15 protein-coding genes and 2 pseudogenes are annotated in these 19,124 nt (G+C 73.0%); 11 read left to right on the top strand and 6 right to left on the bottom strand.

What is annotated here, in order from left to right; translation table 11 throughout:
• Positions 1-14: 14 nt before the first annotated feature.
• Together QM699_RS10100 and QM699_RS10095 are read right to left on the bottom strand one after the other, a co-directional pair.
• Positions 15-1,700, bottom strand: coding sequence for a ShlB/FhaC/HecB family hemolysin secretion/activation protein (locus QM699_RS10100; protein WP_415011005.1), 1,686 nt, complete (start codon positions 1,698-1,700; stop codon positions 15-17).
• Positions 1,697-6,082: an MBG domain-containing protein gene (locus tag QM699_RS10095; RefSeq protein ID WP_415011004.1), complete on the bottom strand. Its 4,386-nt coding sequence runs from the start codon at positions 6,080-6,082 to the stop codon at positions 1,697-1,699. Before QM699_RS10095 ends, QM699_RS10100 begins: the two co-directional genes overlap by 4 nt.
• A 229-nt stretch (positions 6,083-6,311) precedes the next feature.
• Here QM699_RS10095 and QM699_RS10090 point away from each other — a divergent pair, with 229 nt between their 5' ends.
• The 5 genes from QM699_RS10090 to QM699_RS10070 all read left to right on the top strand — a co-directional run bounded on the left by QM699_RS10090 (position 6,312) and on the right by QM699_RS10070 (position 10,529).
• The gene (locus QM699_RS10090) at positions 6,312-7,052 is read left to right on the top strand and encodes a S1 family peptidase (protein ID WP_415011003.1); all 741 of its coding nucleotides are present in this window, start codon (positions 6,312-6,314) and stop codon (positions 7,050-7,052) included.
• Between the two features lie 44 nt (positions 7,053-7,096).
• Entirely contained in the window at positions 7,097-8,260 is a 1,164-nt protein-coding gene (locus QM699_RS10085; RefSeq protein WP_415011002.1) for an FAD-dependent oxidoreductase, read from the top strand.
• A gap of 57 nt (positions 8,261-8,317) precedes the next feature.
• Positions 8,318-8,932: a TerC family protein gene (locus tag QM699_RS10080; RefSeq protein WP_415011001.1), complete on the top strand. Its 615-nt coding sequence runs from the start codon at positions 8,318-8,320 to the stop codon at positions 8,930-8,932.
• A gap of 65 nt (positions 8,933-8,997) precedes the next feature.
• Positions 8,998-9,645, top strand: coding sequence for a peptide-methionine (S)-S-oxide reductase MsrA (msrA, locus tag QM699_RS10075; RefSeq protein ID WP_415011000.1), 648 nt, complete (start codon positions 8,998-9,000; stop codon positions 9,643-9,645).
• The gene (locus tag QM699_RS10070) at positions 9,642-10,529 is read left to right on the top strand and encodes a 50S ribosomal protein L11 methyltransferase (protein ID WP_415010999.1); all 888 of its coding nucleotides are present in this window, start codon (positions 9,642-9,644) and stop codon (positions 10,527-10,529) included. Before msrA ends, QM699_RS10070 begins: the two co-directional genes overlap by 4 nt.
• A 115-nt stretch (positions 10,530-10,644) precedes the next feature.
• Here QM699_RS10070 and QM699_RS10065 read toward each other — a convergent pair whose 3' ends face one another.
• Positions 10,645-10,872: a DUF1127 domain-containing protein gene (locus tag QM699_RS10065; RefSeq protein ID WP_415010998.1), complete on the bottom strand. Its 228-nt coding sequence runs from the start codon at positions 10,870-10,872 to the stop codon at positions 10,645-10,647.
• A 393-nt stretch (positions 10,873-11,265) separates the two neighbouring features.
• Between QM699_RS10065 and ruvC the strand changes: the two genes are divergently transcribed.
• The 5 genes and pseudogenes from ruvC (at position 11,266) to QM699_RS10040 (ending at position 14,803) form a co-directional block, all read left to right on the top strand.
• Positions 11,266-11,772, top strand: coding sequence for a crossover junction endodeoxyribonuclease RuvC (gene ruvC / locus QM699_RS10060; protein WP_415010997.1), 507 nt, complete (start codon positions 11,266-11,268; stop codon positions 11,770-11,772).
• Positions 11,769-12,443: a Holliday junction branch migration protein RuvA gene (ruvA, locus tag QM699_RS10055; protein WP_415010996.1), complete on the top strand. Its 675-nt coding sequence runs from the start codon at positions 11,769-11,771 to the stop codon at positions 12,441-12,443. The genes ruvC and ruvA overlap by 4 nt, the downstream gene beginning before the upstream one ends.
• 2 nt (positions 12,444-12,445) lie before the next feature.
• Positions 12,446-13,501: a Holliday junction branch migration DNA helicase RuvB gene (gene ruvB / locus QM699_RS10050; protein ID WP_415010995.1), complete on the top strand. Its 1,056-nt coding sequence runs from the start codon at positions 12,446-12,448 to the stop codon at positions 13,499-13,501.
• A 179-nt stretch (positions 13,502-13,680) separates the two neighbouring features.
• Positions 13,681-13,896: pseudogene (locus QM699_RS10045) on the top strand (hypothetical protein); the annotation flags it as partial.
• Positions 13,897-13,984: 88 nt separating this feature from the next.
• A complete protein-coding gene (locus tag QM699_RS10040; protein ID WP_415010994.1) occupies positions 13,985-14,803 on the top strand; it encodes an EAL domain-containing protein in 819 nt (272 codons plus the stop codon).
• A 22-nt stretch (positions 14,804-14,825) separates the two neighbouring features.
• Here QM699_RS10040 and QM699_RS10035 read toward each other — a convergent pair whose 3' ends face one another.
• From QM699_RS10035 to QM699_RS10025, 3 genes and pseudogenes are all read right to left on the bottom strand, one after another.
• A complete protein-coding gene (locus QM699_RS10035; protein ID WP_415010993.1) occupies positions 14,826-15,113 on the bottom strand; it encodes a YggT family protein in 288 nt (95 codons plus the stop codon).
• A 100-nt stretch (positions 15,114-15,213) separates the two neighbouring features.
• Positions 15,214-16,441 (bottom strand): annotated as a pseudogene (locus QM699_RS10030) (argininosuccinate synthase).
• Between the two features lie 162 nt (positions 16,442-16,603).
• Positions 16,604-18,154 (bottom strand): hypothetical protein, encoded by a 1,551-nt coding sequence (locus QM699_RS10025; protein WP_415010992.1) that lies wholly within the window; start codon positions 18,152-18,154, stop codon positions 16,604-16,606.
• 141 nt (positions 18,155-18,295) lie between these two features.
• On the opposite strand from QM699_RS10025, the gene QM699_RS10020 reads away from it, so the two are divergent.
• Entirely contained in the window at positions 18,296-19,096 is an 801-nt protein-coding gene (locus tag QM699_RS10020; RefSeq protein ID WP_415010991.1) for a YgfZ/GcvT domain-containing protein, read from the top strand.
• Positions 19,097-19,124: the final 28 nt, after the last annotated feature.

The following is a 19,124-nucleotide window of genomic DNA, read 5'->3' as shown; positions in this document are numbered from 1 at the left end:
GCGCCGCGGGCGCGTCAGAACCGGGCGACGAGGCTCACGTAGAACCGGGTCTCGTAGTCGGGATCGGTGGTGTCGCTGGCGGTGCCGGTCGACTGCCGGGCGATCTCGGGCGTCAGGGTCAGCCAGTTGGTGAGGTCGATCCGGGCGCCGAGCCCGAACGAGCCAAGGCGCTCAGTCTTGATGCCGTCGCGGGCGGCGCTGCGGTCGTAGGCGCGGCCGTAGTCGGCGAAGGCGTAGAGCTCCATCGCCTGCGCCATCTTCTCGGGCATCTCGACCTGGCGGCGCAGCTCGACGCGGCCGCCCCAGCCGGAGTCGCCGGTGGTGTTGCCCGGCGCGAAGCCGCGGCCGATCGTGCTGTCGCCGAGGGCGAAGCGCTCGGAGTTCGGCAGCACGTCGGCCGCCATCTGGCCCGTCGCCTCGAGCCAGAGCGAATAGGGGCTCGCGCCCAGGCGCTGCAGGCGGGTGAGGCCGAGGGTGGCGAGCACGAAGTCCGGATCGCCCGCGGCCGGGCCGGTGCCGCCGATGTCGCTCCAGGCGCCGACGCCGTGGCGGACGGAGGCCTCGAGCAGCGTCACGCCGCCGTGCCGGTCGGCCACGTCCCAGGACAGGCTCATGCGGGCGACCGTGAGGCGGTCGGTCTGCTCGGCCGAGCCGCCGGCAAAGCCGGTGACGGAGGTCGCTTCCTGCCAGTCGAGGCCGGCCCGGCCGAACAGGTTCATCGAGCGGGTGCGGATGAACGGCACGATCAGGCCGGCGCGCAGGTTGGTCTCGTCCGACGTGAGGCTGAGGCCGTCGGGCGAGCCGCTGCGGCCGAGGTCGGGCTTGCCGTGCGAGGTGTCGGCGTGAAACTCGAAGCGGCCGCCGTCGAGCCAGGTGCCGGAGAACCACGGCAGCGGCACGTCGGCGACGCCCTCGATGTAGCTGAGCGCGCCGTCCTGCGGGGCGAGGGCGACGAGTCCGTCGAGGCGTTCGGCGAGGCCGAGCAGGTCGTAGGCGCTGACGCCCGCGGTGACGCCGAACGCGCCGTAGAGGCGCGAGCCGCGGTTGTCGGCCGAGGCGAAGCCGGTGAAGCGGTCGGGCCTGGCGAGCACCGTCATGTCGGCGGCGCCGAAGGTGGTGGGCGAGGGCGCGACGACGGTGTCGATGCCGGCACCGTAGGTGTCGCGGGCGAGCAGCACGCTGCGCTCCAGCGTCTCGATGTGCAGCGGCCGGTCTGTGGCGACGGGGCCGAACAGGCGGTGCAGCGTCGTCTGCTGCGCGGGCGTGCCGCCATCGACCGCCACCTGGTCGACGAAGCCCTCGATGACGGCGATGTGGAGCGTGCCGTCGGCGAGGCTCTGCTCCGGCAGGATCGCCTGCGACAGGACATAGCCGCGGGCGCGGTAGGCGGCGCTGACCTGCGCGGCGAGGGCGCTCAGGGTGTCGGCCGAGACGGTCTGGCCGAGGAGCGGCGTCCAGATCGGCGCCAGCTCGGCCTCGGGAACGGCCGTCGCGCCGTCGAGGATGACGCGCTTCAGCACGATGCCATGGGCGGCCGGGGCCAGCGGCGCGGGCGCCGGCTGCCGCGGCGGGGCCTCGGCGCGCGGGCGGGCGTCGAGATCGGGGCGCGGGATGAAGTCGGCGGCGGGCTGGGCGACCGCGGGCAGGGCGGCGCCGAGGGCCGCGCCGAGGGAGACGGCGAGTGCGAGCGGGCGTGTCACAGGGAGGTCCTCGAGGTCCAGTAGTTCTCGCGGGTGGTGCTGCGCCCGCAGGTGGTGTCGCTGCCGAGCCCGACGCTGCCGCTGCAGGCGGCGTCGGTGGCCCCGCCGGAGGTCCGGCCCGCCGCGGCGGTGCCGCCGCCCGACGCCGGGACGAAGCCCTGGGTGTCCGCGCCGGTGGCGGCTGCCTGGGTCGCGCCGTCGCCGGACGAGAGCTGCACCACCTCGCCGAGCGAGTAGGTGAGCGCGAAGGGGTTGTCGAGCGCCGGCGGCGCCTCGGCGGTGGTGGTGCGGAAGCTGGCGTCGCCCGGGGTCAGGGGCGGCACGCCGCGCACCGCGTCGATGCGGTCCTCGCCGCCGGTCAGCTGCTCGGCCCCCGGCAGCGGCGCGGGCAGGACGGTGAGCGTGCCGTCGACGAAGGTGATGGCGTAGTTGCCGCTGGCCAGCCCGCCGGGGGTGAGCGCGTAGCTGCCCGCCGGGCTGTCGGCATCGGCGTCGGCGTCGATCGTGAGGCCGCCCTCGAGGACGCCCGTGCCTTCGCCGAGGACGAAGCCGTCGTAGCTGGCGGTGAAGTCCGGGTCGGCGGCGCCCTCGATGCGCGAGGCATCGTTGGCGGTGACGGTGAGCGGCGCGGGATCCACCGTCAGGTAGCCGGCGATGTAGGAGATCGCGTAGTTGCCGTTGGTGTAGCCCGTCGGGGTGACGCCGTAGGTGCCGACCGGGCTCGCCTGCGTCGCGACGGTCTCGAAGCGCAGGGTGCCGGCGAGGTCGCCGGTGTCGTCGCCGTTGACGAAGCCGTCGTAGGTCGCGCCGAAGGCCTGGCCGGCGCTGCCGTAGGTCCGGCGCGAGTCGGTGGCGGTGACGGTGAGCGGCGCGGGGTTGATGGTGAGCGTGCCCGGCCGCCAGCTGATCGCGTAGTTGCCGCTGCTGAGGCCGGACGCGGTGATCGCGTAGTGGCCGACGCCGGTCGCGGTGGTCGTGCCGGTGGCGAAGCCGAGGCGGCCGGCGAGGTCGGACGCGTCGTCCCCGGCGACGAAGCCGGCGTAGCTGACGCCGAAGGCCGGGTTGGCGGCGCCGTAGCGCCGGGTCGCGTCGCTGGCGGTGACGGTGAGCGGCGCCTTGGTCACCGAGAGCGTGCCGGCGGCATAGGTGATGGCGTAGTTGCCGCTGGCGAGGCCCGACGGGGTGATCGCGTAGTTGCCGACGTTCGAGTTGACGGTCGCGGTCGTGGCGAGCGCGAGGGGCCCGAGCGAGGCGGCGGTGTCGCCCGCGACGAGGCCGCGGTAGGTGGCGGTGAACGTCGGGTCGGCGCTGCCGTAGCGGCGGGTCGCATCCTTGGCGGTGACGGTGAGCGGCGCCTGGGTGACGGTGAGCGTGCCGGGCGCGTAGCTGATCGTGTAGTTGCCGCTGGTTAGCCCGGCGGCGGTGATCGCGTAGTTGCCGACGTTCGTGCCGGTCGTGGCGGGGGTGGCGAGCGCGAGCGTGCCGCCGAGCACGGAGGCATCCTCGCCCAGCACGAAGCCCGCGTAGCTCGCGGTGAACCCCGGGTTCGCCGCGCCGTAGAGCCGGGTCGCGTCGTCGGCGCTGACGGTGAGCGCGGCCTTCGCCACGTCGACGCTGCCGTCGACGAGGACCAGGCGATAGCCCTGCGCCGAGGCGGTTGCGGCGACGCTGGTCGCGTAGCTGCCGGCCGCGGCGTTGGCGGCGGTGCCCCCGGCGGTGACGGTGGGCGTGCCGTCGAGCGCGGTCGCGAAGCTGTCGCCGCTGCGCAGGCCAGCGGCGGTGTAGCCGATGACGGGCCCCGCCTGGCCGTAGGTCTTGCTGGCGGAGTCGGCGGTGAGCGTCAGGGTCGGCTGCTCGGCGTAGATGATGCGGCTGCCGGCAAAGCCGAGGGCGCCCGGCGGGTCGCCCGCCAGCGTCCGGCCGTAGAGGTCGAAGCCGTCCGGCGTGGGCAGCGTGCCCGAGGGGCTGTCGAAGCGGTCCATGTAGAGCAGCCAGCGGCCGCCGGAGGCGAAGACGTCGCCACCGGACGCGTTGGAGAAGCTGCCGCCGGCCGAGACGACGAGCGAATCGCCCGGGTCGGTGGTGGTGAGCGTGGTGTTCGCGCCGAGCGTGATCCCCTCGGCCGAGACGAGGGTGAGGCTGGAGGCCGTGACCGGCGCGTCGATCGAGATCGTGCCGCCGCCGGTGGTGGTGACGGCGAGCGGCAGCTCTGCCTCGTAGGACGAGGCGTCGCCCGCGGGCGTCGTCGGCGCGAGGGTGAAGTCGTTGCCGGCGGCGAGGCTGAAGATCGGCTCGACGGTGGCGGCGATCGAGCCCGACAGGCTGACCGGGCCGCCGTCGGCGCTGCCGGTGCCGGACTGCACGGTGCCGAACCAGCACTGCATCGCCGCCTCGAGGGTGAGGGGGGCGCCGCCGAGGCTGGCCACCCGGGCGCGCGAGCCGCCGGTCCAGTCCTGGATCAGGATGCGCTCGGCGGCCGACATGGAGAGCGAGCCGCCGCTGCCCGCGAGCACCTCGGCCGGGCTGCCGGAGCCGATGCCGCCCACCACGTCGATGAGCGGTGCCTCGAGGTGGACGTCACCGCTCGAGGCGGCACTGCCGACGCGGACCCACTGGCTCGAGCCCGCGCCGCCGCGGGCGAGGATCATCGAGCCGGCGGTGATGTCGAGATCGCCCGAGCCGGTGGCGACGTCGAGGCCGCCGTACCAGTTGCGCAGCGTCACCTGGTTGCCGGCGGCGAGCGTCAGGTCGCCGGCCGCGGTGGTGACGGCGAGGTTGCCGGTGCTGCCGCGCGCCAGCCGGATGTCGCCGGTGCCCGCGGTCAGGTTGACGCCGGCCGCGCCGGTGGCGGTGATGTTGGCCGCGACCGTGACCGAGCGCGCGGCGCTGGCGGTGAAGTCGCCCGCGGCGGTGCTGACCGGGGCGGCGATCAGGATGTCGCGCTCGGCCGCGAGGGTGAGGTCGCCGCTGCCGGTCCACGACAGCGCGCCGTTGACCGTGATGTCGCCCGCCATGCTCGCGGCCGGCTGCACCGTCGTCACGGTGACATCGGTGCCGGCATTCAGCGCCGCCTGCAGCGTGGCGAGGCTGACGGTGTAGGCGCCGCTGCCCACGGGCGGCGTGACCGTGCCGCCGCCCACGGTGGCCCCGCTCGCCCCGATCACCACGTTGCGCGGGTCGAGCAGCCAGCGCCCGCCGTCGCCGGCGGTGACGGCAGCGTTCGAGCCGAGCTGCAGGGCGGCGAGGGCCGAGGTCTCGACGAAGCCGCCATCGCTGCCGCCGGTCGCGGAGATGCTGCCGTCGATCTGCGCATTGCCGTCCGACCACGCGATGACGACGCCGCCGGTGCCGTCGGTGGCATCGGCGCTGATCTCGGCGCCGGCCGCGACCGTGACCTCGCGCGCACGGTTCAGGGTGCCGCTGCCGCCGCGATTGCCGCCGACCCGCACGATGCCGCCGGCGTCGCCGCCGCGCGCCGCGAGCCGGGCGTCGGCGGTCGCCTCGATGTGGCGGCCGGTGACGGTGACCTTGCCGCCCTTGGCGCGGCCGCTCGAATCGAGCGTGCCGGCGATGCGCGCCTTGCCGCTGCCGGCGTGCACCTCGATGCTGCCGCCGTCGGCGCCGTCCCGCGCCCGCACCGTGCCGGTGACGTTGATCGCGGCGTCGAGGGCCGAGCTGGCCTCGTCGACGCTAAGCACGACGTTCTCGGCGTCGATGGCGCCGCTGTTGCTGACGCTGCCGGTGCCGGCGATCTGCAGCACGCCGTCGCCCGCGAGGTCGAGCGTGCCGGTCGTGCCCCCGGCGAGCACCACCGCGCCCTGGCGCGCGACGATCGTGCCGGCGTTCTCGACGGTGTCGCCGACCAGCGCCGCGAGGCCGGCGTCGCTGACGGTGATGGTGCCGCGGTTGGTGACGGCGCCGCCGGCGCCGGTGCCGCCGAGCGAGAGCGCGCCGGTGTTCTGGAAGCGCCCGGCGTCGACGGTGCGGCTGGTGGCGACCAGGCCGCCGGTGTCGACGGTGGCGCCCTCGCTGAACAGGACGCCGGCGCCGTTCTGGATGACGACGGTGCCCGGGGCGCGGATCGCGCCCTCGATCACGCTCGGGCGGGCGGTGGTGACGCGGTTGAGCGTCGCCGAGGTCTTGCCCGGCTGGTCGAAGACGACCGTGTGGTCGCGGCCGACGTCGAAGCGGCGCCAGTCGATCACGGCCCGGCGGGTGGACTGGCGGATCACCGTGCGATCGGCGCCGCCGATGATGCGCGCCGAGCCCCGGACGACGGCGCCGCCTTTCGGCACGGCCTGCGCGTGGGCTGCATCGGCGAGGGAAAGGGCGAGGAGCGAGACGCCGAGCAGCTGCAAGGCACGGGCCGGACGCGCGGTCACTGTCTCTATTCTCATGTCGCACCCTGAAATGAACAACTAAGGGTTGTATTTCGGGCATTCGTTGCAAATGCAAGCGGAACGCCGGCCTGATCGGGGTGTTGGGGGCGACGAGATGCGAAGCATTTGAAGTATCGGCCGCCGCCGCTTAGCGTTTCCGCAACGCCGGGCGGTTTAGCGTCGGGTCGCGAGCGCGGTGGGGACCGTGCGCGCCCTTCGGGTGGGGGACTGCATGGGGAACGGACGGGGGACCGGCCGCGCGCGGGGCGCGCGGCTCGGGCAATGGGCGGGATTTCTGCTGCTTCTGGTGCTGCTCGGGATGCCGACGGCCGAGATGCGCGCGGCGGCGTCGCTGCGGGCGCTCGACACGCACGCGGTCGTGCTGAACGGGCCGATCGTGGGTTCGACCTTCGCGATCGCGGACGGGATCGCGGTGACGAACCGGCATGTGGTGCAGGGGCTCGCCCCCGGCGCCCGCGTGCGGTTGCTCGCGTCCGGGCCGGGGCACGTCGTCGCCGCCGCGACGCTGCTGGCGGTGAGCCCGCGGATGGATCTCGCGGTGCTGGGCGTGCCGGACGGCGTGCTGCCGGTGGTGCCGGAGGCGCCGGCGTCGGTGTCGGCCGGAACGGCGGTGGTCGCCGCCGGAGTCGACGCGAGCGATGGTCCCGGCGGGCCGCGCTATGAGGCCGAGGGCGAGATCGTGCAGGCCGCCGCCCAGATCGCGGCGTTCGGGCCGGGCCTGATCGCCCGCCTGCCGGACGGGCGGCCGGGGTTCTCCGGCGGGCCGCTCTTCGACCGGCAGGGGCGGCTCGTCGGCATGGTGACGGCGCTGCGCACCGCGAGCGGCGCGATCACGCCGGCGTCGGGCGGCGCGCGTGTCGGGTCGCCCGAGACCGAGGCCTACGCGCTGCGGGCCGAAGCTGTGCGTGCGGAAGTGGCGCGGCTGCTCGGGGCTTCCCGCGACGGCCGGTAACGTGCCACACCTCCCCGCGAAAGACCGGGACGGGGAGCGCGGGGATGGCACTGGCGGGGCGGACGATCGCCGTCGTCGGCGGCGGCGTTGGCGGATTGGCAGCGGCGCTGGCGCTGGCGCGTCGGGGGGCGGACGTCACCCTTTGGGAGCGGGCGCCGGAGCTGGGCGAGGTGGGCGCCGGCCTGCAGATCGGGCCGAACGGCGTCGCGGTGCTCGAGGCGCTGGGTGTCGCCGGGCGCCTCGCCGCGCAGGCGAGCCTGCCGGAGGCGGTCGAGCTGCGGGAGCATCGCTCCGGCCGGCTGGTGGCGCGCGTGCCGCTCGGCGCGGCGGCGCGGGCGCGCTACGGCCGGCCCTACTGGCACCTGCACCGCGCCGACCTGCTGGCGGCGCTGGCTGACGCCGCGGTCGCAGCGGGGGTGCGCCTGCGACTGGGCCACGAGATCGCGGCTGCGGACGATATCGAACTGGCGGGCGCGGAGGTGGTGGTCGCCGCCGACGGTGTGCGCTCGCGGCTGCGGGCAGCGACGGGTGCGGACGGCGGGGCGCGGTTCACCGGACAAGTGGCGTGGCGCGGGCTGGTGCCGGCGGACCGGCTGCCGCCGGTGCTGGCGCGGCCGGCGGCGCGGGTGTGGATGGCGCCGGGGCGGCATCTCGTGAGCTATCCGCTGCGCGACGGGCGGCTCGTCAACTTCGTCGCGGTCGAGGAGCGCGCGGCGTGGGCCGACGAGGGCTGGCGCCAGCCGGGCGATCCGGCCGAGCTGCGGCGCGCCTTCGCCGATTTCGGCGGCGACGCCGGGGCGCTGGTCGCGGCGGTGTCGGATTGCTTCCTCTGGGGCCTTTTCGGCCATCCGCCGCTGCCGCGCTGGCAGGCGGGGCGCGTCGTCCTGCTCGGCGACGCCTGCCACCCGATGCTGCCCTTCCTGGCGCAGGGGGCGGCGATGGCGCTCGAGGACGCCTGGACGCTCGCGACGGCGCTCGACGCGGCGCCGGACCCGGCCGCGGGCCTCGCCACCTACGAGCGGCTGCGGCAGGTGCGGGCAACGCGGGTGCAGCGGGCCTCGGCGCAGAACGCCCGGGTCTATCACCTCGGCACGGCGGCGCGGGGGCCGGTCCACGCGGCGCTGCGGGCGGCTTCGGCCCTCGCGCCCGGCCTGCTCGCGGGCCGCTTCGACTGGCTCTATGGCTGCGACGTGACCCGGGCGGGTTGACACACGCGGCCGTTACTGGCTTCTGGCCCCGGCGGCAGAGAGGGGACGCGTCGAGGCATGATCAATTCATCGGTGCTGAGCGCCTTCCTCCAGGTCATCATGATCGACCTGGTCCTCGCGGGCGACAACGCGGTGGTGATCGGCATGGCCGCCGCGGGCCTCGCGCCGGAGCAGCGCAGCAAGGCGATCATGATCGGCATCGTCGCGGCGACGGTGCTCCGCATCTGCTTCGCGCTGATCGCGACGCAGCTCCTCCAGATCACCGGCCTGCTGCTGGCGGGCGGCCTGCTGCTGCTCTGGGTCTGCTGGAAGATGTACCAGGAAATCCGGGCACATGGGGCGCACGACGCGGACGCCGCCACAGATCCGGCGGCCGGCGGCGCGCCGCGCAAGACCCTGCGCCAGGCGGTGACGCAGATCGTCATCGCCGACGTCTCCATGTCGCTCGACAACGTGCTCGCGGTGGCCGGCGCGGCGCATGACCATCCGGTCGTGCTGGTGTTCGGTCTCGGCCTCTCGATCGCGCTGATGGGCCTCGCGGCCACCTTCATCGCCCGGCTGCTCAACAAGCACCGCTGGATCGCCTGGATCGGCCTCGCCGTCATCCTGTACGTGGCGGTCACGATGATCTACGAGGGATGGCTCGACGTCGCCGGCCACGTCGCGGCCTGACCTCCGGCCTTGGAAACCCGTGGCGCCGCGCCTAGATCCGCGAGCGAGCCAGTGCGGAGGATCAGATGTTCGGACTGCTGAAGAAGGCCGAGATGCCGGCGCGCGGCAAGGCGCTGCCCGGCCGGCCGGGACCGATCCCGACGGCCGCGACGAACTACGTCACCGGACGTCCGCTCGAGGAGCCGGTGCCGGAGGGCATGGCCGAGGCGATGTTCGCCATGGGCTGCTTCTGGGGCGTGGAGCGGCTGTTCTGGAAGCTGCCGGGGGTCTACGCCACGATCGTCGGGTATGCCGGCGGCGAGACGCCCAATCCGACCTACGAGGAGATCTGCTCCGGCGGCACCGGCCATGCCGAGGTGGTGCGCGTGGTCTACGATCCTGCGGTCATCTCGTATGACGCGCTGCTGAAGGCGTTCTGGGAGGGTCACGACCCGACGCAGGGGATGCGGCAGGGCAACGACGTCGGCACGCAGTACCGCTCCGGCATCTACCCCACCACGCCCGAACAGCGCGCGGCGGCCGAGGCGTCGAAGGCGGCGTTCGGCCAGCGCCTGAAGGCGGCGGGCTACGGCGCGGTGACGACCGAGATCGTCGACGCCCCGACGTTCTACCATGCCGAGGACCATCACCAGCAGTACCTCGCCAAGAACCCGCGTGGCTACTGCGGGCTTGGCGGCACCGGCGTGAGCTGCCCGATCGGGCTCTCGGCGTGACGACCGGCGTCCCCGTCCTCCGGCGGGCCACGGCCGCCATCCCCGGGCTGCCGGCGGCGGTGGCGCTGCGCGACGCGCTCGACGAGCTCGACCCCGCGCCGCTCGCGAGCGACATCAACGACCACGACGACGGCTCGGGCCTCTGGGACGTGAGTGGCATCTTCGGCGAGGCGCCCGACGAGGTTGGCCTCGCGCTCCTCGCCGAGGCATACGGCGGCGCCGCCTTCCGCGTCGAGCGGATCGAGGATCGCGACTGGGTGGCGCAGGTGCGTGCCGAGCTGACCCCGGTCGAGGCCGGGCGCTTCGTCGTCTACGGCAGCCACGACCGGGCGAAGATCGGGCCGCACCGCATCGGCCTCGAGATCGAGGCGGCGCAGGCGTTCGGCACCGGCCACCATGCGACCACCCGCGGCTGCCTGCTGGCGCTGGACCGGATGGTGCGGCGGGGCCTCGTCGCCCGGCGGGTCGCGGACATCGGTGGCGGCACCGGCGTGCTCGCCATGGCGGCGACCTCGATCTGGCCGGCGGCGGCGATCGCCGGCGACATCGACCCGGTGGCGACGGTGACGGCGCGGGAGAACGTGGCCGCGAACGGCCTCGCCGCGCATGTGTCGTGCCTGACCGCGGCCGGCTTTCGCCACCCGCGCGTGCACGCGGCGGCGCCGTTCGATCTGGTCTTCGCCAACATCCTCGCCGCACCGCTGAAGCGCCTCGCGCCGCAGATGGCGGCGGCGCAGCGGTCGGGCGGGATCGCCATCCTCTCGGGCCTGTTGTCGCGGCAGGCGCCGGGGGTTGCCGCGGTCTATCGCGGCTGGGGGTATCGGGTGCGGGACCGGGTGCAGATCGACGGATGGACCACGCTCGTCCTCGAACTCGGACGCTGACGCCGGGGCACTGAGCCTCGGGGCGCTGAAACGTCGAAGGACGGCCCCTTGCGGGACCGTCCTTCACTCAAGAACTCGGTACTCTGTAGGTGTCGGCCCCGCCGGCTTCGGTCGCTCAGCGCTGCGAGAGGGAGTCCGACACCATGGCGATGTCGCCGCGGGTGACGCCGATGTCGGCGAGCTGCGCATCGGACAGGTTGGCAAGCGCGAGCCGGGTGGTCCGGGCGCGGCGCCAGGAGGCGAAGGCGCGCATGGCGAACTCGACGCCGGTGGTGGCGCGGAAGATCGAAACGGACCCGAGCGGGACCGAGCGGTTGCTGTTGAACGTGGCGGACATGGTCATCGTCGTCTCTGCGATTTCTGGCGGGACCGGAACACCCGGTTGCTGGCAGAGATGTAGGCGCACGCGCAAAAACCCACAAACGCTAAGGCTGCAATACAGCCATGCGTCCGGCGCAGGGGCGTCAACCCATCGTTAAGACCTCGCCCGACGATGCCGGCGGGCCTTCGAAGCCAGAACCCATGTCCTGCGGCCGGGGTCAACTCGATTTGGACCGGGAAGAGCCCGGATCGGGAAAAAACTGCCCGATGCCGAGCAGGCAGGCAGCGCGTGCTCATTATCCGGGCATAAGGTGGTCGCGGCGCGTCAGGGGAGAAGATGCACGCGGCGCTTGGCGAATGTTCCCGCTTCGTGCTAGGCAGGAAGGGCGAGGCGGCAGGCAAGAGGCGCAGGAACATGCGCGTCATCGGCATCGACCCGGGGCTCCGGCGCACCGGCTGGGGCGTCGTGGACGTGGAGGGCACGCGGGTGCGCCACGTCGCGAATGGCGTCTGCCAGTCGGAGGGCGACGATCTCGCCACCCGGCTGCTCAGCCTGTTCGTGGCACTGACCGCCGTGGTCGCGGCACAGCGGCCAGAGGCGGCCGCCGTGGAGCAGACGTTCGTCAACAAGGATGCCGCCGGCACGCTGAAGCTCGGCCAGGCGCGGGCGGTGGCGCTGATCGTGCCGGCGCAGGCGGGCCTGCCGGTAGCGGAATACGCGCCGAACGCGGTGAAGAAGGTGGTGGTCGGCGTCGGCCATGCGGAGAAGGCGCAGGTGGAGCACATGGTGAAGCTGCAACTGCCCGGCGTGAAGCTGGCCGGGCCGGACGCGACCGACGCGCTCGCCATCGCGCTCTGCCATGCGCACCACGCCCGGTTTCAGGGACGGCTCGCCGCGGCGATCGCGGGGATCCGGGCGTGATCGGCAAGGTGACGGGGCGGGTCGGCTATGTCGACGGCGAGCACGTGCTGGTCGAGACGGCGGGCGGCGTCGGCTATCTCGTGATGTGCTCGGACCGCACGCTCGCCGCGCTGCCGGGCGTCGGCGAGGCGGTGGCGCTCTTCACCGAGCTGGTGGTGCGCGAGGACCTGATGCAGCTTATCGGCTTTCGCACCCTGGCCGAGCGGGAGTGGCACCGGCTGCTCACGTCGGTGCAGGGGGTGGGCGTGAAGGCCGGGCTCGCGATCCTCGGGACGCTGGGCGAGGCGGGGGTTGCGCGCGCGCTGTCGCTCGGCGACGCGGGCGCGATCCGCGCGGCGCCCGGTGTGGGCCCCAAGCTCGCGCAGCGGCTGGTGCTGGAGCTGCAGGCGAAGGCGCCGGCGGTGATGGCGATGGGTGCGGCCGGGGCGGCGCCGGCGATGACGGGCACGGCCCCGGCGCTCGCCGCCGAGCCGGCGCCCGCCGCCGTCCCGGCCCCCGCACCGGCGGCACATGCCGGCGCGCAGGCGCGGGCGGATGCGCTGTCGGCGCTGCTGAACCTCGGGTACGGTCAGGGTGATGCGGCGGCGGCGGTGGCGCAGGTCGACGATGGCGCAGGCGACGTGCCGGCGCTGATCCGCGCGGCGCTGCGCGTCCTCGCCCCGAAAGGATGACCATGGCGCCGCCAGATCCGACGCAGAGTCCAAAGCCCGACCCGACCGTCCGCCCCGAGAGCCTGCCCGACGACGCCGACCGCGCGCTCCGGCCCCGCTCGCTCGACGAGTTCATCGGACAGCGCGCGGCGCGGGCAAACCTAAAGGTGTTCATCGAGAGCGCCCGCCGCCGCGGCGAGGCGATGGACCACACGCTGTTCTACGGCCCGCCCGGGCTCGGCAAGACCACGCTAGCGCAGATCATGGCGCGCGAGCTGGGGGTGAACTTCCGCATGACCAGCGGGCCGGTACTGGCCAAGGCGGGCGACCTCGCGGCGATCCTGACCAACCTCGACGCCCGCGACGTGCTGTTCATCGACGAGATCCACCGTCTCTCGCCGGTGGTGGAGGAGATCCTCTATCCGGCGCTGGAAGACTTTCAGCTCGATCTCGTCATCGGCGAGGGGCCGGCGGCGCGCACGGTCAGGATCGAGCTGCAGCCGTTCACGCTGGTCGGCGCGACGACGCGGCTCGGCCTGCTGACGACGCCGCTGCGCGACCGCTTCGGCATCCCGACCCGGCTGGAATTCTATGAGGTCGACGAGCTGGTGGCGATCGTCACCCGGGCGGCGCGGCTGATGAAGGCGGAGGCGACGCCCGGGGGCGCGCACGAGATCGCGTGCCGGGCCCGGGGCACCCCGCGGATCGCCGGCAGGCTGCTGCGCCGGGTTGCCGATTTCGCGCTGGTCGAGGGCGACGGCCGCGTCACCGAAGAGCTGGCCGACCGCGCCCTGACGCGGCTCGGGGTCGACGCGCTTGGCCTCGACGCCGCCGATCGGCGCTATCTCGGGCTGCTCGCGGAGAACTACGGGGGCGGGCCCGTCGGGATCGAGACCATCGCCGCCGCGCTGTCGGAATCCCGCGACGCGATCGAGGAGGTGGTCGAGCCCTTCCTCCTGCAACAGGGCCTCATCGCCCGCACGCCGCGGGGCAGGGTGCTCGCGCCCCGGGCCTGGACTCACCTCGGGCTGGCCGCGCCGCGGCAGGCGGGGACGATGGACGACCTGTTCGAAGGCTGACGGTGGTGCGATAGTGCTCCGTTCAGAAGTGCGGTCGTGCACTATCAAAATTCATCGCTAACCATCACGGTAATGCGCGCCGTCTGCGCCGGTCATGACTAGACTGCAATCTGATTTATTCGAACCATGCCAACCTTCTTGCTTGCAACACGCGGCTGTAATCTGGCCCGGTGGAACGTATGATCGCCTCTTCCGTGCTGCAAACTCTGACGGACAATGCGATAGGCTTTGTCGTTACCGCCCTTGTAGTTGCCACCTCGATGGCAGCGACCCTTGTCATCCTGGCGCGACGGGCAACCATGACGCGGGGAAACGAGCGGGTGCTGTGGGGGCTTCTTCTCGCTGTCGTCGTCGGCATCGGCGTCTGGACGACGCACTTCGTGGCGATACTCGGCTTTCGGCCTGACGCTATTGTCGCTTACGACCCCTGTCATCACGTTCGCCTCGGCCTGCATCAGCGTGCTCGGCGTCGGCGGGCCCCTCATGGCCAGCTGCTGCCAGAAGATGCCGGAGGGCGGGGCGATCCTGTCCTACGACGATGTGACCGACTACCGGGCTGCGCAGGACGCCATGGTTCACATGGCCTATCACGATGCGCTGACCGGGCTGCCGAACCGGCGGAGCTTTCGCGAGGAGATCCAGCGCCTGTCCTCGTGGTCCGGCGGCGTCGCGATCGTGATGCTCGACCTCGATCACTTCAAGACCGTCAACGAGACGCTGGGCCAGCTCGCCGGCGATGCCGCGCTCACCCAGGTGGCCGACCGGCTCGTTCCGGTGTGCCGCCCCGGCGACCGCCTGTTCCGGCTGGAAGGCGACGAGATGGCGGTGATCGCCACCGTCGGCAGCGAGGCGGAGGCGCGGGCTCTGGCCGACGCCCTGCTCGCCGCGCTCGCCGCGCCGAAGCGGATCCGCGCCCTCGGAGTCCGCATCGCCATGGACGATTTCGGCACCGGCTACTCGTCGCTGGCCCACCTGCGGGATTTCGAGCTGGACCGGATCAAGATCGACCGCAGCTTCGTCGACACCGACCTCAACGACGTCGGCTCGCGCGCGGTGATCCGGGCGGTGACGAGCCTCGCCCGCGACCTCGACATCCTCACGATCGGCGAAGGCATCGAGACCGAGGGCCAGCTGAAGCGGCTCATCGACCTCGGCTGCGACGTGGGGCAGGGCTGCTTCCTGTCGAAGCCGCTCGATGGCGTCGCTGCGGGGCATCTGATCGCCATCCGCATGTTCGAGGACGATCTCGCCGACGAGCGTCGCGAGGCGCTGGCCGCGCTGCCGCAGCGGCGCATCGCGTGAACTGTGGGGCGGCGGCCCGGCCTCAGTAGAAGAACACCGCGTTTCGGACCAGGATCGTCTGCAGGGCGTAGAGGATGACGATCAGGACCAGCGGCGACAGGTCGAGCCCGCCCATGTCGGGCAGCACCCGGCGGATCGGGCCATAGATCGGCTCGAGCACGCGGTTGAGCCCGCTCCAGATGTTCCAGACGATCGGCTGGTTGCGGTTCAGCACGTTGAACCCGATGAGCCAGCTCATGATGACGTGCGCCAGCACGATCCACCAGACGATCTTGATGATGAAGAGCAGGACTAGAATGAGCGATCCCATCGGCGTTCCGTCTGGTTCAGGGCCGCGCGTTAGGTAGACGCTCGCACGCCGGTGCGCAAGGGCGGGGCGGTGGGTGCGTTGCCCGCCGCCCCGCGAGGGTTCAGCCGGAGATCCGCCGGTTCCGCGCCGCGAGCAGCTTCAGGCGCAGGGCGTTGATCTTGATGAAGCCGGCCGCGTCCTTCTGGTCGTAGGCGCCGGCGTCGTCCTCGAAGGTGACGTGGCTTTCGGAGTAGAGCGAGGCGGGCGACGAGCGGCCGACGACCGAGGCGCTGCCCTTGTAGAGCTTTACCCGGACGGTGCCCTCGACGTGCTCCTGGCTCTTGTCGATCAGCGCCTGGAGCATCTCGCGCTCCGGCGAGAACCAGAAGCCGTTGTAGATGAGTTCGGCATAGCGGGGCATCAGCTCGTCCTTCAGGTGCCCCGCGCCGCGGTCGAGCGTGATCTGCTCGATGCCGCGGTGCGCGGCGAGCAGAACGGTGCCGCCCGGCGTCTCGTAGACCCCGCGGGACTTCATGCCGACGAAGCGGTTCTCCACCAGGTCGAGCCGTCCGACGCCGTTGGCGCCGCCCAGCTCGTTCAGCCGGGTGAGGAGCGCCGCGGGCGACAGCCGCTCGCCGTCGATCGACACCGCGTCGCCCTTTTCGAAGCCGATTTCCACGTAGGTCGGCGTGCCGGGGGCGTCCTCCGGCGCGACGGTGCGCTGGTAGACATAGGCCGGCGCCTCGTCGGCGGGGTTCTCCAGCACCTTGCCCTCGGAGGAGGTGTGCAGCAGGTTCGCGTCGACCGAGAACGGCGCCTCGCCGCGCTTGTCCTTGGCGATCGGGATCTGGTTCTCCTCGGCGAACTGCAGCAGCTTGGTGCGCGAGGTGAGGGTCCACTCGCGCCACGGCGCGATGACCCGGATCGACGGGTCGAGCGCGTAGGCGGAGAAGCTCGAAGCGGACCTGGTCGTTGCCCTTGCCGGTCGCGCCGTGCGCGACCGCATCCGCGCCCGTCGCCGCGGCGATCTCGACCAGCCGCTTCGCGATCAGCGGCCGGGCGATGGAGGTGCCGAGCAGGTAGAGCCCTTCGTACTGGGCGTTGGCGCGGAACATCGGGAACACGAAGTCTCGGACGAACTCCTCGCGCAGGTCCTCGATGTAGATGTTCGCGGGCTTGATGCCGAGCAGCTCGGCCTTCTTGCGCGCCGGCTCCAGCTCCTCGCCCTGGCCGAGGTCGGCGGTGAAGGTCACGACCTCGCAGCCGTATTCGGTCGCGAGCCACTTCAGGATGATCGAGGTGTCGAGGCCGCCGGAATAGGCGAGCACGACCTTCTTCGGAGACGTCATGTCAAGGCTCCCACGCTGTCGGCTGCGGTCTATTGGGTTTTGCGCAAGCCGGCAAGCCGCGCCGCGCCGGGGAGCCCGGGCCGGGGCATCGGGCCAAGGTCCTGATATCTCAAGGCTACCCGCGCGAGCGCGTGCAGTCGGCGGGGGCCCGGCGCCGCGCGCTCACTCCACTGTCACGATCTCCGCGCCCGGCACGCCCGCCACCCGCGCGAGCTGGCGCAGGCGGGCCTGCACCGCGTCGCTGTCCGGCACGCTCACGCCCGGGCGGACCTCCAGGCGCACGGCATCGGTGCCGATCACCACCCGGAGCTGGTCGAGGATCTCGGGCACGCTCGCGGATACCCGGTGGCCGAGCAGCAGCACCCGGCCGAGGATCTCCGCCCGGCGCAGGTCGGACGCCGGCAGCAGGTCGCGCACCACGGCGCGCACCGTCTCGTCCACCTCGCCGCCGTAGCGCGCCATGATCGCCACCGCGACGAAGGCGCGCTCCGGGTGCGACAGGCCGACGAAGGGAAACTGCAGCAGCCGCCGGAAGCTCTCGTGCGCCCGCACCTTCTCGTGGTCGCGCCACGCGAGATCGGTCAGGGCGCAGACCGCGAGGCGCACCCGCCGCCCGGTCTGCGGCTCGGCGGGGAACAGCGAGTTGGTGAAGCGGCCGAGCGCCTCCGGGAATGCCGGCACCCGCGCCGCCGGCAGGCCGATCGCCATCGCCCCTTCGAGCAGCGGGTCGCGGTAGCGCTCCGCCGCGTCGAGCTGGGCATAGAGCCAGCCCTCGCGCAGGCCGAAGACCGAGAACACCACCCGCTCCGGCTGCAGGTGCTTCAGCACGCGCCAGAGCACCAGGGCGGCGGCCGCCAGCGTGTTGCCGCGCCGGCTGGGCGCGTCGGGCAGCGCCGAGACCTCCTCCGGGCTCATCCGCGCGATGCGCTTGGCCAGCGCGCGCGCCTCGCCGGCGGCGATCTCGTGGTTGTGCACCACCGCGATCGGCGCCGCGGTCTCGGCGATGTGGACCCGCGCCAGCCCGCGCCAGCCGCCGCCGATCGCATAGAACGTCGGCTCGGTCAGCAGCGGCGGCAGGCTGTCCCGCAGGATCGCGTCGATCCGCGCCTTCGCCGCGTCGATGCCTTCGGCCATCAGCGCCTTCGCCGGCAGGGCGCCGAGCGGCATCGAGACCTTGCGCTCGCCCACCCGGTCGCCCAGCACCTCGGCGACCTCGAGGCTGCCGCCGCCCATGTCGCCGGCGAGGCCCTTCGGCTGGAAGAAGCCGGAGATGACGCCGGTGGCGGCATAGGTCGCCTCCTCGTCGCCGGAGAGAACCCGCGGCCGCAGCCCGGTCTCGGCCTCGATCGCCGCCACGAGGTCGCTGCCGTTCAGTGCCTTGCGCGTCGCCTCGGTGGCGAGGACGTCGACCCGCTCGACGCCCATCGCCCGGGCGATCGCGTTGAACCGCCGCACCGCCCGCAGCGCCCGGTCCATCGCCTCCCCGGTGAAGCGGCCGTCCTCGCCCAGTCCCCGGCCCAGCGCCACGAACGACTTTTCGTTGAACCGCGCAAAGGGCGCGCGCGACAGGTCGTCGTAGACCACGAGCCGCATGGAGTTCGAGCCGATGTCGATCACCCCGAAGTGGCGCTGGTCGCGGCCGAGCACGCGGGGCGTGTCGATCTCGATGATGCGGGGATCGGACTCCGTCGCCCGGACCTGCGTGCGCACCATGGCTTCGTCTCCCCTCTTTGCCCGCTCCTCCGGCGGGAGCCGGCGTCATCGTGACCGGCGCGCCGGCGCGCGTCCATCAATGAATCGTTGTGGCCGGCGCGGCGTTCCCGAACTATGTCGCGAGGCCGGAGGAGACCGACGATGACCAGCGGCTATCACGCCACCGACCGCGCCCTGTTGCGGGTCTCCGGCCCGGAGGCCCGCGAGTTCCTGCAGGGGCTGGTGACGAACGACGTGCGCCGGCTCGACGCCGGCCCGGTCTACGCCGCGCTGCTCTCGCCGCAGGGCAAGTATCTCTTCGACTTCCTGATGTTGTCGGACACGGATGGGAACAGCGGCGGCGAGGGGGTCCTGCTCGACGTGAAGGCCGATCGTGCCGCGGCGCTGGCGCAGCGGCTCGCGGTGTACCGCCTGCGGGCAAGGGTCGCGATCGAGCCCGACGGCCGGGCGGTGGTGCTCGGAGAAGGCGAGCCGCCGGCCGGCGCGCTGCCCGACCCGCGCGACCCCGGTCTCGGCTGGCGCGCGTATCCGGCAGACGGGCCGGGCTTTCTGGCCGGGATGGCACCGCTCGATCCGGCGGCGCACGCGGCGCGGCGGGTCGCGCTCGGCGTGCCGGAGACCGGGGTCGAGCTGCGCCCCGACGACAGCTATATCCTCGAGATGGGCTTCGAGCGGCTGCACGGCGTCGACTTCCGCAAGGGCTGCTACGTCGGGCAGGAGGTCACGGCGCGGATGAAGCACAAGACCGAGCTGCGCAAGGGCCTCGTCGCCGTGCGTGTCGAGGGCGCCGCGCCGCCGCCCGGCACCGAAATCTTCGCCGGGGGCAAGCCCGCGGGCACGCTCTTCTCCGTTGCCGACGGCCGTGGCCTCGCCCACCTGCGCTTCGACCGGGCCGAGGGCGAGCTGGTCGCGGGAGACGCCCGCTTGGTGCGCGCGGGCTGAAGCGCGCGGGCTGAAGCGCGCGGGGGCG

It is taken from the genome of Amaricoccus sp., from assembly GCF_047602525.1.
In the GTDB taxonomy this organism is placed as follows: domain Bacteria; phylum Pseudomonadota; class Alphaproteobacteria; order Rhodobacterales; family Rhodobacteraceae; genus Amaricoccus.
This window is presented reverse-complemented; position numbering and strand designations above follow the sequence as displayed.